Raw genomic sequence first — 15836 nt, 5'->3', positions numbered from 1 at the left:
GCCAACTTCATGGGCTTTGTCAAACTTGCCGCTATCGCTATCTGGCTCAGGTAGTTAAATCGTCACTACGCCCTAGAATGCGGCAGTTGCCAAAGCTGCATGATGCACTCTTGGCGCCCAGCAGTAGCCTGTCCACCAAAGTGGCTTTTCTGCTTTGCTAGCCGATCATAATCTCAACATAAGGCGCACCCTCGAACGGCCCCGGGCCGCCATGTTGTACCGTGATGCTCTGCAGCGACCCGCCGATCTTTACGCCTAGATCCTCTGACTGCTGCTGAATCCAGTTGTCATCAGATTTTATGACACGGCCCGCCGTCTTTTCCGCCAACCGGGCAAGCAGCTTCTTCGCAGGGATGTCCGACCAACCAACTTTCTTTGCCATCGCCTCGTCGGTCGGGATGAACGCAGTGAGTTCGGGGCTCACCATAAGTTCAAGCCCGTTCTCCGACAGCGTGGCGTTCCGGCTGCCATGATGACCGACCTTGTAGAACACAGCGCGGCGTAACAGGTCTGCGCCCGTAACAGGAGTGGTGCTGCCCTCGTTCGGGAAGGTCACCTTCGCCCAACTCTCCCAATTGCCGATCTGCGCATCGGCTGCAAAGATCAGCACTTTGCCTGTCGCCACGACTTCGATCGCAAGAACAAGGCTGGTGTTGTTGGTGCTGCTGTCCAGCTGGAGCGCGAGGTCGCTCCCGCTGCTCAACCAGTCGCTGTCGATCCGCCTCCAGCCCTGGTCTGCGGATCTCGTTACACCGGGCGGAAGTTTCGGTCCGGTCACCGGCCCTGCATAGTGACGCGACAGGAATGCCAGGTCTTTCGGGAAACCTGCTTCCTTGCCAGCGAGCGACGCTGAAAGGGAAAGTCCCGCGCCCTCATCGAAGGGAGCCAAGGGATCGTTCTTGATGCTCAAACCATCCGCTTGGATAGCAAGGCCATTCATAAGCGCGCCAAGCGTCGCCGACATCTGATAGGTCTGGCTCGCACTGTCCTGGATCTGAAACAATGTGGGGTCCAGCGGCGGGCCAAGCACATAGACCTTGATCGCGCCGGCGGCGGCCGGCAAGGGCACGATTGCGCCCGGAGCAAGATGACGGACATTGCGCGAGAGCGCCCGCAGGTGCTCTCGCGCATCGCGCACCCTCTCGCCATCCAGCCCGATGACGAAGCCGAGAAGCGCATTTATCCCCTGGGCCTCGGCTTCCATCAGCGGGTGACTATCCAGAGCAAGGCTCGTATCGACCAGGGCGGTCAGCGCAGCGCCCTTGAACCTGTCGATTCGGCGAGCGTCAGGATTGGCCGGATTCTCGGTCCAGGCAAACCAGACTTCGCCCACCGAGAATTTGTCGAACAGATCCTTGGCCTGCAGGAAACCGGAAAGATGATCCCAATGTTCGTGGGTGCCGACGATCACGTCGAGCCTTTGCGTGATTTTCAGGATATCAGCAACCACCTCTTTGACGCGCGCGGAGCCGCCAGGGGCCGAAGTGTGAACCCCACAATCGATCAATATCCAGAAGGTCCCGCCCTTGTCGTCAGGAACGCCGATGAGATTGCAGTCGCCCAGGCCGTGGCAATACAGGCGAAGCGTCAAGCTGTTGGTGGCGGCAGGAGTGGTCATATTCAATCCTCCGAAGCATGCAGCGCGGCGAACGGCTCGCGCGCGGCCAGGCCTTGATCGCTGAAATACATCGATCTCGTTCCCGACGATGGCGGATTGGTCCTGAACGCCCGTTCCTGCGCCAGTCGGTCCGGGCTGTAGACCGGCTTGCTGATGACGTATTTGATCTCGGGTTCGCCCTGTTTGTTGGGATTGATCACGACGGTCGATCCGCCATGGTACCAGAAGAAACCCGCGCCGGGATTTTCGGCATAGAGCGGCACCGGCTTGCGCTGCATCAGCGTGACTATGATCTCTTCGGCCGGCCGACCATTGGGCAGCACCCGCCGTGCGGCGCGAACGTTGCGGACCTCGAAATGAGGAGCCCCGGACGTGGTGTTGACCACGCCATATTCGTCATATCCTTGTAGGTCACGCTGCAGCCTGAGCGTTCTGCAGATATCGTCCAGGCTTTTTTTGCCGCGTACCATTTGCTTGAGCAGATAGCCGTGCAATTCGGCGCAACGCGCGCGGCTGTCATGGAAGATGGTCGCCCGGTCGAGATCGCTGCGCCAGTCGATCTTGAATTCGTTCACGGCCGGCTTCAGCCAAGGGGGGCTACGCTCTTCCCACGGCCGTTGCCAGCACAATGTCTCGACCGACACCGTCCGCAGATTTGCCGGCAGGAGGTCAAGCGCGCGGAACTTTTCAATGAAGGCGATGCGGTAGCCATATTTTTCCTCGCGCATTGTTTCGACGTCGGAGGTTATCAACCCCCGCAGGAAGCTGCCGAAGGTGATGTCTGTCGGAGGGCAGTAGTCGAGGGCGCGAATGCACATCCGTAAGACTTGGCTTGCCGCCACGCAGGCCTCGTCGGTAAGCCGCTCGACCAGATCGGGGTGGATTGCCCCTTGCGCCAACACGCCGCTGCCGCCGGTTGCCAGCCGGAAGAGATCGCGGGTACGCATTTCGAAGATCGCCTCGAATGCCTCGTAGACCGCCAGGACCAGTAGGCTGCCCCGTTTGTGCACCTCGAAGCTGGTCTTGTATTCGACATCGTCATACTTGCCCAGATAGTCGCGCAAGGCTCCGTGCTTGCCCAAACCCTCCCCGAACTGTTTGGCCAGCCCGCTGAGTAGATAGGCCGCGCCAAGATCGCCACGGGTATTGGCAATCTGCCGGCGGACAAGATCGCGATACTGGAAATGCTGGAACAGTGCGACCATGTCGGCGAACGCTTCATGGAAAGCGCCGACATCGGGGTTGGATGCCTGGCGATAGCCCGGCGTATAACCGTCGAGCAGAGCATGCGTCATCTCGTGCGCGACGATATCGGCCGACAAGCAACTGAACACCATCGTGCCTGGCGTGGTGCTGTCGTCATTGGTTGATTCCGAAGGGAAATATCCAAGCAGCAACGCGATTTTGTCGGGACTGTAGTAGGCGTTCTTCGCGCGCAAGGCGTGCGGATAGATACGCAGCCGCTGAACGTATTCGTAGCCTTGGCCGCTGGCAGGCTTGTGCAGAGCCCAAAGCGCGCGACGACCGAGCGCATTCTCAAAGCTCGCGATCGTGCGCATACCGACGGCATAAACCATCTGCTGGTGGAACTGTGGATTGCCTTCGGAAGGATCCAATCCATCAGTCAGCATCAGGCGCGGGTCTTCGAGATTGACCGGCTGGTAGAACTGGTTGGAGGCGGGATCGACATCGACGACTTCAAGATACTCGCCGACTGGCCCCGCCTCGAGTATCGAATGGCCCTTATGATCAACCTCATACGGCACCTCGACTGTGGCGATCTGCTCGGCATATGTGGACACGATCCCGCCTAGGCTCGGATCGAGCGCATAGATGCGCAGGCGCCGGTTCTCCGGCGGATCGGGACGCCTGGGAGATACGGGGGCTGTCGGACGGGGCACCTGCCGTGCAAGCGGCAGCGTAGGCAGTAGGGTGGTGCCGACCCCAAGCGCCACATCGATCGCGCGATTGAGCGCCTTCGACCCCAGAGTGCGGTCGCGAACCGCCTCAAGGAAAAGCTTCCGGTCGGCATCGCTGGCAGCGCCACTTTCGGGATCTGGCAGAATGCTTGCCAACTGCTCATCGAGTTGGGTCAGTTGCAGGACTTCCAGCCCCAGCATTGCGGCACGAGGCGATGCGGCCGACGTCGCTACGCCCACACCCGTTCCGGTCAGTAATTTCAACCAGGCAAGGGAGGCCGACGCAACCGGCGCACGTGTCAGGCTCTTCGCGGCGGCGGGTTCGATCTTGAGCGTGCGCAATGCGTCGACCGTGCCTTGGCCGAGGAGTTCGCGCACCGCCGCGGCGTTCAAGAGCGGCGTGGTTCTGCGCCCCCCTTGGAACAATGCCTGGCGGACAGCTTCTCCCCTTTGCCATGGCTGCGGATAGGCCTGATACGCGGCGAAATTGCTGGCGATCCACAAGGCGGCGGTGGCCGCGACCTGCGGCGTCGCCGACGAGGTTCCCGAACCGTCCTGATCCACGTCGGTGAGACAGCCAAGTTCGGCCCACGGCGTGTTTGGCGTCCAGCCGGCGAGTGCTGTGTCCATCTTGGCGTCGGGCCCATGGCAGCCCTGCATCGTGCCGACATTGAGATTGAAGTAGGCTGCACCATTGGCCATCACGCCGGTCGCAGCGATGACGCGCCGCATGCGCGCAGGGTAGACGATCGAGCGTGGCGTCGGGATGCCGCCGATGAAATTGCCGGCGGCGGCGACCATCACCATGCCCATCTCGTAGCATTGATTGACGACGTCGGCGACGGCGCTGGCGGCCAGCCCGCCCATGCTCATCGACAAGACATGGGCTTTGTTGTCCAGCGCGTACGCAAAGCCCTTCACCATTGTGCTGGTCGACAGGCGCACCACGGAATCCGCGATACGGATCGGCAAGATCCGGGCATTCGGGATGCCCCCGAGTGCACCTGTGATCCCATCGGGAAGCCCACCCGGATCGCCACCGGCGAGGAGCACGATCGTCGCGGGGCCGTGGCCGGGATTTTGGCCGATGTCATCAGGTGTCACGTCTTGGGCGCTGTCGGGCTTGCCCTCGTCGGTAAAATTGCGTTCGAGCGCGGTCAGGATGTTGGCGGGTCGCGCCTTGTGGCCAGGGTCATAGCCGGTGTCGAGATGAGCGATCAGCACCTTTTGCTGGTCAATGGCATTCACGCTGTCGCGCGCCTTCCGCAGGCCGGAGAAATTGTCATCGAGGTGCCAGGCAAAATGTGGCCCGGCCACCAAGCCGCCGCTGGTCTTCGGCGGATCACTTTGACATTTGACGGCCTTGGCAGTCCGGTCCGTCGGAAACTGCTGGACGACATCCGGTTCGGCGGCAAGTACGCTGTTCGCATCGGCTGAAAAGCCCTGCGCCATCAGCATATGCGCGCGGTCCCACGGGTCGTCGCCCGCGTCGACCGTCATCCACTGGGTGTGCTCGTCGGCGGCGAGGCCCATGCCGCCGGTGCTGCCCGGCGGGACGTCGAGGATGACCTCCATCTTGCCCAGCATATCCCGGTTGGCGTCGGCAAAGGCCGTGCCCGCCCGAATCTTGACGAGAAGACCTTTGGCTTCAATTGGCATTGCTTTGCCCTCGTTCAGAGTGTCTTCAGATACTCGATCAACTGACGTTTCTCCGCCTCCGAAAGGTCGGTTCCCCAGTTATGTCCGGTGGCCGCATTGCCGGGCTGGCTGGTATCGAACGCGGTGCCGGAATCTCCCGCAAAGCCGACATCGACCGGATCGTAGCGCGTCGAACCTCTCAGGAATTTTGCCGGGCGGGCGGCTGGCGGACTCAAGAGTGCGGCAAGTGTGGGCACCGAGCCGTTGTGAAGGTAGGGCGCGCGAGCCCAGATGCCGTCAAGCGGGCCCGCGACATAGCCGCCGGTCTTACGGAATCCCTTGTAGCGCCACGAATACCCCGTCAGCGCAGCGAAGCCTTGCGCCGTCTCCGGCGTGAAGGCATCGACGCGGTTGCGATCGGTGCCGACCATCCGCAGCGGGATCACTTGGCCCGCCCTGTCGCCGCCGGTGTCGTGGCAAGACGCGCAATCGGCGGCATAGATCGCCTTGCCCGCTTGCGCCTGTGCCTTGTCGATCGGCCATGGATAGGATGGCGGGGGAAGAGCCCGTACCCATGCCTCGTCGCGCGCAAGGCTCGGCAGATCGATCGTGCTTCCGGTGGCGCCGTTGCCGATTCCAGAACTCAGGAACACCTCGTGCAATGACGTGTTCGCGCCATCCCAGTGAAGGCCTTTCCAGTCGCGTGATTGCATCGCCCACAGCGAGGGAATATCGACAATATCCAGCGTGCCGTCGAATGGGATCCCGAGCACCTGGATCTTCGCCGGCTGGAAGCCTGGTGCACGGCCTGGCCCCCAGTCAGGCTGGCTCTCCATGAACGCCATCTGGCGTGCTTGTGTGGCGATCGCGGTCTTCATCTGCGGGATCACCAGAGTTCGGTAGAAGAGCTGCTCGAAGAAATTCAGCCCGTCACCCAGCCGGGTGTTTTCCGCCAGCACCGCATCGGCGGTGAATCTGTCGCTGCCGACACACGAAAACAGGAAGCGCAAATAGGCCTGCAGGTTCAGGCTGGTGTTGGGAGCGCCGACGATCAATTGCGACAAGCCGTCGGGTCCTTCGACCCGGCCGGCATGGCACATCGCGCAATTGACCCCGATCCGCGGCACCAGCGCCGTCTCCACCGGCATGCCGACCGGCGTCGCGTGGCCCGGCTCCCACTGGAAGCCGAATTTGCTGAAGCCTCCCGCGCGCTCGGAAAGCGGGAGGCACAGGCCTGGCAGAGTGCGCCACACCTCATAGGGCACGCCTTGCGCGGCCTCGACGCCGATCGAGCCGTACTTGAAATGATCGGCATCCGATACATAGCGCGTCGGCACCGGAAACAGCCATTGATAAGCGAGTGGGGTTGCAACAATCAGCGCGGCGCACAGCCATGCCGCCCAGCGGACGAGGGTGCGCCAGCGCTTCATTGCCGATAGCCGTAATCGCGCGGGCGCGGGCCTTCGCGGAAGATGTTGAGCAGCAGGAACAATTCGATCAGGCCGAACGCGCCATCCGCCATGAACAGCGTCAGGAACCCGTTCGGCATGTAACCCAGCACCACGCCTAGCAGGAAAGTGGTTGAAGGCACCAGTCTTCCGACCACCAGCAGCCAGGCATTGACGCGGTAGCGGAACGGATCGCGCGCCGCGGGAATATAGAACAGGCTGAGGATCATCAGCAGGATCGAGTAGTTATACAGCCACAGTAGGCTGTCCTGATGGCCGAGCCGCAGCATGGCCAGCAGGCTGTTGCCGTCGCCGAAGACCACCCAAAGCCCGAACGACCAGTTGGCGATCACGCCCAACCAAACGACGATCCGAAACAGAACCCGCGTGTCGAACATCGCATCGCTCCCTATTCGGTCTTCAGATATTCGAGTAGCGCATCCTTGTCGGCGGGCGACAGGCCGGTCCCGTAGAGATGGCCGCCATTGCCGTTGCCGCGATCATGCGTGTCGAACAGGTAGAAATGTCGCGACCCGGCCTGTGCGACATCGGAGACAAAACCGACCCGAACCGGATCATAAACGTCGTTGCCACGATAGAAGGTGGCGCGACGCTCGGCCGGTGACGCTAGTAACTCGGCCAACGTCGGCACCGAACCATTGTGCAGGTAGGGCGCGCGCAGCCAGATGCCGTCAAGCGGATGGCTGGCATAGCCGCCGGTCATACGGAAGCGATGGAAGGCCCATGGTTGGCCCTCGCCGATGGTGTTCATCTTCGCCGCCATTGCCTCGTCGAAGGCGTACTGCCGCTCGGGATCGGTTTTGAGATAGGCAAGCGGGATTACTGTGCCATAATCCTTGTGACCCTCCTCATGGCAAGACGCGCATTGTGCTTCGTAGACCCGCGCGCCGGCGTCGGCCTTGGCGCCGTCGATCGGGAATGGATAGCGCGGCGGAGGTAGCGTGGTTATCCAATTCTTGATTCGGATGATCCCGGCCATGTTGGCGGGATCGCTAAGTGTCGTTGGGGTCGCGCCCGCACCGATCGAGGCCGACAGGTTGCGCTCGTCCAGTGAATCATTGTTACCATCCCAGTGCAGCCACATTCCGTCGCGCGACTGTTGGTTCCAGATCGACATGAAGTCCGCAGTGCCGATGCTCTTGTCCTTCGACATGTCGTCGTGGAAGACCAGCACCTTGTAGGGGTTGAAGGTATCGACGCGGCCTGGCCCCCAAGGCGGACGACCGACCGTGATCGAGGCGAACTGGGCGCTGCCCTCGATCAGCGCCTTCTTCACCCGTGGCACGGCGATCGAATATATCTGCCGTTCGAGAAAGCCGAGGGGCTTGTGCTGCTCGATCGCGGCCACGACATTCTCGGTCGTGAACGACGGATTGCTCCCGCAGGAAAACAGAAATCCGAAATAACCCATCAGATTGAGCTGTTGCGCCGGAGCGCCGAGATAGACGACTGGCGTCGCTTGCGGCGTTTCGCGCACGGACGTGGTGTGGCACAGGCCACAATTTGGCCCGACTTGATCCACAAAGCCGACCTTGCGCACCGAGAAGCCGATTGGCGTCGGCTTGCCGGGCTCCTGGATCACCCCCAGCGAGGCATAGCCGCCGGGCAGATCGCCACGGCAGACCTCGGGCATTGTCGCCCAGATCCAGTACGGGATGCCACCGACATCGCTGCTGACCGAGCCATATTTGAAATAGTCGGCATCGTTGGCATAGGGCACCGGCCTGTCGACCGCTGACGCCTGTCTGAACAGGGAGTAGGCGATCAGCCCGAGTAGAACGATGACGCCAAGCACGATCCACCAGGCGCTCTTGCGCCACCTCTGTGCGACGGAACCAGCAACCATGTTCGGCCCTCCCTATCACTGACTACGTCAGGGGCGGTTCATCACTTCGGCCTTGAAATATTTGAAGTAGAAGAAAGCCAGCACGATCGCTGCGACCAGCCAGACCGCGCCGACGATGGCCAGGCGGCCGTACAGCGCGATCAGCAAGATGCCGAGCAGGGCGCGCGCCACGAAGCCGAGGATGTTGGACATCTTGGCCGCTGCCGGCATCGTCCGGCCAAGCAGCATGTAGACGACGAGCAACAGGAGCAGCAGGCCCGCAATGCGCGGCCAAGCCGTGCCGGCATCATCGCCGAGCTTCATCAGCCTCGACACGCCGAGTGGCGACACCAGCAGCGCAACGGCAGCAGCGGCCTCAATCAGCAAGACCGCGCCAAGCGTCGTTCGGTACCAGACCCTCGCAGAACAGGCAGCCTCGGCCATGAACCCACGATGAAGCGTCTCGTTGGTCATTGCGTCACCAATCCCTCGCTTGCCGACACCTTGAGATCCGGATGGGTCGAGTAGATCGACATGATCGTCTCGACCATGCGGTCGTAGTCGTTGTCATACCGGGACACCTCGTAGCAGCCGAGCGGGTTCTTCGGCGCGTTGACCAGGCACTTGTTGCAATAGGTGCAGGGCCGGTCGGGCCGATCCTTGCCGCTCTCCCAGATTTTCACGAGGTTGTTGTTGGCGATCAGCGACCGAGCAATCGTCACGCCATCGCACACCTGGTTGCCGATGGCCTTTTCGATCACCGAGGCGGTCTGGAACCCGCCGGTCACGATCACCGGGATCTTGACAGCGGCCTTCACCGCCCGCGCCGCCTCGAGATTGATGCCCTCGACCGGCAAGCCCTTCTTCATCCGGAACCAGATCCAGTGGAAGATCGGCCGCAGCAGCCTGTAGCGGAACAGTAGGAAGTTGCGCATACCGAAATCACCGGAGGTGATCATCGTGTCATAGGTCGTGGCCAGCACGTCCAGCGGGAAGTCGCCCGGCGGGTTGAGCGGATGCGGGAAGCTCGATCCGCTCGACACGTGAATGCCGTCGACGCCCGCCGCCTCGCACCATTTGGCGATCTGGACGCAATCCTCCAGCGTGTTGCCCTTCTTCTCCCACGGCATCACGTTGTTGTTGTCGACCCCGCCGAGCTTGACCTGAAGATGGAAGTTCGAGCCCACGCGCGCGCGGATGGCGGCGATTACTTCCAGCAGGAACCGAGCGCGGTTCTCCAGGCTACCGCCATACTTGTCGGTGCGGTCGTTGATCCCGGAACTGAGGAACTGCGAAAACAGATAACCATTGGCTGAATGAAGTTCGACGCCATCAAGACCGGCTTCGCGCGCGCGCCATGCCGCGTTAGCGAACGCCTGCACCGTATAATCGATCTCGGCCTTGCCCATCGCGCGGCAGGGAACGCCGTTGATCGGCTCGCGCTGGCTGGTCGAGCTGAGCGCGACCCGGTGCTTGTTGTGGATGCCCGGCAGATCGAGCTGCCGCCCGGAATGGCTGAGCTGGATGATGAATTTCGCGCCGTGCGCGTGCACGGACTCGCCGAGCTTGGTCCAGTTGGGGATGAACTCATCGCGATGGATGGTGCCGTAGCCCGCGATGATCCGACCCTCGATCAGCACCGGCACATAGGAAGAGATGATCGCGCCGACGCCACCAGCGGCGAACTTCGATTCCCAATTGATCCGGGTCTGCGTCGGGGCACCGTCTTCCTGGTCGAACCGGCCCGAGATGCTCGACCGGAAAATTCGGTTCTTTACCGTCAGGTGGCGGAATTCGAGTGGCGAGAACATCTGTCGGTCGGTCATTGCGCGGACCCTCCGATTGCGTCGCGCCATACCGTTGCCAGCAGGGCAGGGACCCAGCCCTGCGCCGGGCACGCGCTCCAGCTTCCCGCCATGAAGGCCATGTCGTATCCCGGCGTGCGGGCATTGGCCTTCTCGAGTTGCAGCAGCACCAGCGTATTTTCCGTGAACGGCCCGGCCGGACTGGTTCCGGCAACGGTCGGCTGGCGCAGCACCTGCTTAGGCGCGACCATCGCGGCGGCGACTGCGGCAGCGGGCGAACTCTGGCCGCGTGCCGCCGGATCCGCGTAAAGCGTACGCATGCGCGCAAACGCTTCGGCGAGGTTGTGGATCGCAACGCCCGTGCCGTGCAGCCCGGTCGGATCCTGGTTGACCTTCCCGGCAAGCAGCTCGCGCGCCTTGGCGATCCGCCCGGTCAGCGCCCAGATCAACCGCTTGAGCGGATTGAAGCTGCTCGGCGCATCGCGCAACACCAGCGCTGCCGACCAGCTTTCATCATCGGCGCTGTAATATGGATCGAACAACCGCCCGACCGCCTGCTGCGCGAGTTTGCCGCCCTGCGTGGCCCCGCCTTCGCCGCGCACATAGGCCGCCAGCACATCGATATCCGGTCCGGCGAGGCCTCCGGCCGCGAGCGCATCGAGCCGTGCCTGCGTCGCGCTCTGCGATGGGGCAGGCCGCACCGGCCCGTGCTCGGCAACTGGCGGCAATGGTGCGCCGGCGAGAGTCAGGATCGAACGAACGCGGCCAAGGACGATGCGGTTGAGCATGGGTCCGCGACGTACATACTCACGGTCGAACCGGCGGTCGGCGGCGATCACGGCGATCGTCGCTGCGTCATCGATGGGCAGAATGTCGACCAGCCCAGGGATCGCAATCCTGCTCATCCTGTCGCCCATGGGAAATAGAGGTTGCGCACATCTGCGAAGCGAGACGTCAACGCCGGGCAATGACGCGTCATCACAGAACGAAGGTCGTTGTCCGCAACCCAGGCAAACCCCTCCGGTGTATAGACCTCCGGGGTGAAGTCGCGCGTATAGAAACGGTCACTCTTCAGCCGGCGTGACGCCATGAGGATGAAGATGCGGAACACCGTATCTGAAAAGCCAAAACCGGTTGGCGTGCCGCCATTGCTTTCGCAAAGCGTTCCAACCAGCAGATCGACATCCTCGACCCGCTCATAGATCGCCGCGATCTGACTGGCCCATTCTATGTTGTCGGTCAGTTCGTCGAACGATGCGGGGACCTTCATGCCCAGCATTCGCCGGAAGGCGCAGTAACGCGGCACGCCTCGTTCGCGGTCGCGCAGGATGTCGGTCGCGGCGAGATCCTTGAATATCCCCTTCTCCGGATTGACCGGGAGATTGCGCAGCGCATTGGGAAAATTATGCAGCACGAGCGCGCCTGGATGGCTGGTTGCCAGCGAATAGACGATGTCGTCGAAGCTCGCTTTGGCATATACGCCTGAGGTCTTGCCGTGCGACACACCCAACATGTCGCTGCTGAAGATGACCTTGTCATCCCGAGCCCTGCGGAAAACGAACTCTTCGGGGATCAGCGAATGCATGCGATAGCAGGCGACGAATTCCTCCGTCATGGCATAAGGAGCCGCATGGTGGTCGGTGGGTGAGCCCATGATCCCTGAAATCGCTTCATTGTCACTTAGACGGCCGAACGCCCGCGTGAAATGCTCCCCGGTCATTCCCCACCAGTTGGTTCGCATGACGAAGCGACCTGTCGGCGAGTTCATCAATGCCGGCGTCCATTCGGTGGTGTGGATCTTGGCCATCAGCGCGGCATTGACCAGCCGCGCCTTCTGAAACAGCCATTCGCCATCTTTTTCGGGATACTCGATCTTGAGCCGGTCGATGATCGCATTGTGCTCGCGGGCAAAGAGCGTCTGGAAGATCGAAAGGCCGATCCACCAATTGCCGGTGACGCCGGCCAGTTCCTGATTGTCGAAGCGGCCCCCTTCGACATCGCCGGGATCCCTGTCAGGAGACAGAATTGGAAGGTTCTCGGTGATGCTCAGCCCCAGCTTACCGTCGGGGCGAACCGTGCCGGTGGCAGGATCGGTGCGGACAAGCATTTGCCGCTCGATCGTCGAACCGTAGATCTGCGATCCATCCCACCAATGCGTTTCGGTGTTGGCGAATGCGGCTGGACGGCCCTCGTCCTGCGGTCCCGGTGCATCGGGCACCGAGCGCTGGATTGTCATTGGGTCCTCGTACCAGTCGTCACCATTTTCGAGCGGGATCCGGTACGGATCCTCGCGCAGATTTGCCCCGTGGCTCAGCCAGTCATGCACCATGAACTGCAGCCAGCCCGAAACAAGCACGTTTAGATGCGGCACGGGAACGAACTCCCCGCGCGCCAGCAGCTGCTTGCTGATCTCGCGCGGACTGGGCTTCGTCAGTGCCTTGCCTTCGGCGCCAAACGTCTTGTCGATGGGGAAATTACGTCCGAACCGAGTGCCCGCCATTCCCATGGCCGGCTCACCAAGATCATTGAAGCTGCCGTTCGCCATGCGGGTCGACAGAACGTCAATATCCTGTGGGGGCGTCAACGAAAGATCATGCGTTCGCGCGTAGATGTTATTCCAGCGCATGCGTGCGCGGACACCTTCCAATGTCGCAATGGCGGCAAGAAATGGTATCTTGTGCCATGGCGCGAATCTTTCAGTGGCGCGCGCAAAGATCATCAGGGCGCGGTCAAAAAAACTTGCCGTCATCTTGCGGCGCTCCCCCTCCGACGCCGACCGGAACTATTACACAAATATGGGAGGAATCAAATAGACAACACTGGCTCCGCCGGTCACATATTTTTATGCGTACTAGTATCTCTGATTGGCCGATAGTCTGAGAATTCGCAACATTTCAATCTCAAGCTTCGCATCGAAATTATCATTAGCCAGTTGTTTGCGTACGTACCTCGAGGATAGATGCGAGTGTGGATTGCAATCGCTGCTTGCCATCGTGTCGAGGGTCGGGGTTGACGAGACGCGGATAAGTTTCCGACCTGGAGAAAATGGAGTGCAATCGGTGACGCAGGGCGTTCTCAGTCTGATCTAAATGGCTAACCGGATCAGACAAAACTGGAAACCGGCAGGCGCTCACTCGATTGGTTGCACTTTTTCAGCTTGCCTTCGATTGTTACGGCAAGCTATGTATACAAACAGGACCTGTTTTAGGCTCTTCGGCTATTTGAGCTTCGACGCGTACAATTTCGACATTCCTCGTGCAGAAAAAGAGCGCCTCTGGCGCGCTCGGTGATCTATCGCAAATTCGGGGGAATTGCAGATGTCAGTTTCGGGGAACGGTGAGAATGCAACAAGCAGCCTTCCAACCGATGTCCGCAAAGAGATCAGAAGGGAAGCCATCCAACAGGTAGCCAAATACACTGTTGCTGGCGTTGTTGCCTTGATCGCCCTCGCTGGCGCGGGCTGGTTTCTTTATCTGAAAGATAATGCACCGAAATGGGTGAATGGAGTTCCAGCGGGGGCCATAATGGCATTCGACTTAAGCGACACATGCCCGGACGGCTGGGCGCCATTCAACGACGTGTCAGGACGCTTTATTGTTGGAAGCGGCAAGGGAACGGACCTTACTGAACATGTATTCCGTAACATCGGAGGTCGCGAAGAGCAAAGTCTTACCGTGGATCAGCTTCCGCCGCAACAAATAACAATTCCTAGCCCTGTATACTCAAAGACAGACCATTATGACGTTCCCGGAGGGCCGGTCACTGCCGTTGGCATATATCAAAATATGGTCAGTTTTGGTGGAACGTCTAAATCTGTACCAATTTTGCCGCCGTACTTACCATTGAAGTACTGCAAAAAAACATGACTCGGCCCGACTAGGCATCTTTTGAGCCGACGGGGAGATCAGATGCTAGCGGTCGATTGGTTGCGCTGCTGGGCTAAGGGTGATCCGAACGGATGATCTGTTATTCTTGCTAGAGTTGCATGCTTCCCTCCGGCCGCTCCCACCGGACGAGTTCGCCAGCACGTTCACCCCGCGACGGTCGCTCGCGCTGAATATCACCACAGTAGCCGGCGATGTAGCCCGCATGCGTTCCCTGGGCGGCGGCAACTGGCGATGCATGAGCTACCAGGGCGCGGCATCGGCACCGTACGGCAGCAATTCGCCTACCATCGTCGCGCCTACGCTGGCGCTGAAGCAAAGCGGAGCGCCTACGCCGACGGCAGAGGGCGATATCCAGTGGGACACCGATGATGATCTGATTGTTGTCGGCGTTGGCGCAGCGCAGAAGCTCTTTGCGGCGCTCCCTGCCGGGAACCGTTGCGGGCGATGTGCTCTACCTCACCAGCGCAAAGGCACTGGCCAGGCTCGCTAAGGGAGCCGCGGGGCAGGTACTCCAGATGAACGCTGGGGCGACAGCGCCTCAATGGGTGACGGTTCCGTTTCACGAAGTCGTACGATAGCGGACAGCAGACAATCACCGCTGGTGGATCTCTGACGTTGGCACACGGTCTTGGGGTGCAACCGAAGCTGTATGCCGGCTACATCCAATGTACGACCGGAAACGCCGGCTATTCGAGCCCCGATGAGATCACGGTCAACCCGGCGCTCAACACCACCGATGCAACTGTGCAAGGGATCAGCATCATACCGGCTCGCTGAAAATTCTCAACAAGGGCGGCACCGGCTTTACCGGCATCACCAATTCGAGCTGGCGGTTCGTTGCCAGGGCCTGGGCTTAGAATTCAAGCGGCTTAGACTGTGTGCTGACGCTGGCTGAGTGTCGGCAGAAGCGGTCACGCACTAGCCTGCAGTCAGAGATTGCAAAAATCGTACCACTATCGTGCACAATATTGAGACCGCGATCACATATAGTGCCAATACAATTAGCCAGGATCCGATTATTTCAAACCTAGGCCATATGTTATCTGTATCGCCTACAAAATCAGCAATCACGAGACTGCAGCTCAGTTGCGGGTTCTTCGCAATATAATTTGCAGCTGTGGGAAGGTATGTCCAGCCGATAGACATACGGTTGTCAACAAAAGGGCAACTAAGCTCTGCAGAGGAAACGTAATAGACAATGCAAGCCGCAAGCCCTGCTAAGAAAAACCTCTTTGTGACGGGGCGGGTTGTCGGGCGCCTTGTAGTTTTTGCAACTAGATAGCTACATATCACAGCCGAGACAATTGCGGTCACAATATAGGAGATAAAGTTCGGCTGAGACCCGGCATCTCGCCATAACGTAGGGGGGCTAGCAACCAGTGTCGAGACGAAAGCAATCACTGAGGCTGCCACCGCGGATATCGCAGTCCATGCCGCGTTGAATTTGGTACTAGTTTCCTCGACAGTCATCTCTAAGGTACCACGCAGGTGATGTCTGATCCCTGACCGAGGATCCCAACGCTTACTTCTTGCCGTTTTACGACCTTCCCATTCAAAATCGCGGTCATCTCATAGCGGCCTGGCGGAAGTGAACCGGTGCTAGCAGGCTGTTGAAGAAGGATCACGTTTGGCCTTGAGGATAGCCTCGTCACCGTTGTGGTAGGCGAATGTGATG

Annotated in this window: 10 protein-coding genes; 1 reads left to right on the top strand and 9 read right to left on the bottom strand. The window is 60.4% G+C overall.

Features of this window, described 5'->3' with window-relative positions:
- Nucleotides 1-157 precede the first annotated feature (157 nt).
- Genes LB536_RS30255 through LB536_RS30215 form a run of 9 tightly spaced genes read right to left on the bottom strand, consistent with a single transcriptional unit; the run spans nucleotide 158 to nucleotide 13023 of the window.
- Nucleotides 158-1618 carry an MBL fold metallo-hydrolase gene (locus tag LB536_RS30255; protein ID WP_224598925.1) on the bottom strand — a complete coding sequence of 487 codons (1461 nt, stop codon included), beginning with the start codon at nucleotides 1616-1618 and terminating at the stop codon, nucleotides 158-160.
- Nucleotides 1619-1620: 2 nt separating this feature from the next.
- Nucleotides 1621-5196: a S8 family serine peptidase gene (locus LB536_RS30250; RefSeq protein WP_224598924.1), complete on the bottom strand. Its 3576-nt coding sequence runs from the start codon at nucleotides 5194-5196 to the stop codon at nucleotides 1621-1623.
- Nucleotides 5197-5210: 14 nt separating this feature from the next.
- Nucleotides 5211-6605, bottom strand: a complete 1395-nt coding sequence (locus tag LB536_RS30245; protein ID WP_224598923.1) for a c-type cytochrome — start codon at nucleotides 6603-6605, stop codon at nucleotides 5211-5213.
- Nucleotides 6602-7021: a hypothetical protein gene (locus LB536_RS30240; RefSeq protein ID WP_224598922.1), complete on the bottom strand. Its 420-nt coding sequence runs from the start codon at nucleotides 7019-7021 to the stop codon at nucleotides 6602-6604. Before LB536_RS30240 ends, LB536_RS30245 begins: the two co-directional genes overlap by 4 nt.
- Before the next feature lie 11 nt (nucleotides 7022-7032).
- Complete coding sequence (locus tag LB536_RS30235) at nucleotides 7033-8490, bottom strand: c-type cytochrome (protein ID WP_224598921.1); 1458 nt, start codon at nucleotides 8488-8490, stop codon at nucleotides 7033-7035.
- 27 nt (nucleotides 8491-8517) lie between these two features.
- Nucleotides 8518-8943 carry a hypothetical protein gene (locus LB536_RS30230; protein ID WP_224598919.1) on the bottom strand — a complete coding sequence of 142 codons (426 nt, stop codon included), beginning with the start codon at nucleotides 8941-8943 and terminating at the stop codon, nucleotides 8518-8520.
- Entirely contained in the window at nucleotides 8940-10295 is a 1356-nt protein-coding gene (locus LB536_RS30225) for an NADH:flavin oxidoreductase (RefSeq protein ID WP_224598918.1), read from the bottom strand. Before LB536_RS30225 ends, LB536_RS30230 begins: the two co-directional genes overlap by 4 nt.
- Complete coding sequence (locus LB536_RS30220) at nucleotides 10292-11191, bottom strand: hypothetical protein (RefSeq protein WP_224598917.1); 900 nt, start codon at nucleotides 11189-11191, stop codon at nucleotides 10292-10294. Before LB536_RS30220 ends, LB536_RS30225 begins: the two co-directional genes overlap by 4 nt.
- Nucleotides 11176-13023: a peroxidase family protein gene (locus LB536_RS30215; protein ID WP_224598916.1), complete on the bottom strand. Its 1848-nt coding sequence runs from the start codon at nucleotides 13021-13023 to the stop codon at nucleotides 11176-11178. Before LB536_RS30215 ends, LB536_RS30220 begins: the two co-directional genes overlap by 16 nt.
- Nucleotides 13024-13591: 568 nt before the next feature.
- On the opposite strand from LB536_RS30215, the gene LB536_RS30210 reads away from it, so the two are divergent.
- Nucleotides 13592-14140: a DUF3352 domain-containing protein gene (locus LB536_RS30210; protein WP_224598915.1), complete on the top strand. Its 549-nt coding sequence runs from the start codon at nucleotides 13592-13594 to the stop codon at nucleotides 14138-14140.
- Nucleotides 14141-15836: the final 1696 nt, after the last annotated feature.

The sequence above is a fragment of the Mesorhizobium sp. ES1-3 genome (assembly GCF_020164795.1).
In the GTDB taxonomy this organism is placed as follows: domain Bacteria; phylum Pseudomonadota; class Alphaproteobacteria; order Rhizobiales; family Rhizobiaceae; genus Mesorhizobium.
Note: the sequence above shows the minus strand (reverse complement) of the source record. Positions and strands in the feature narration are given on the sequence as shown.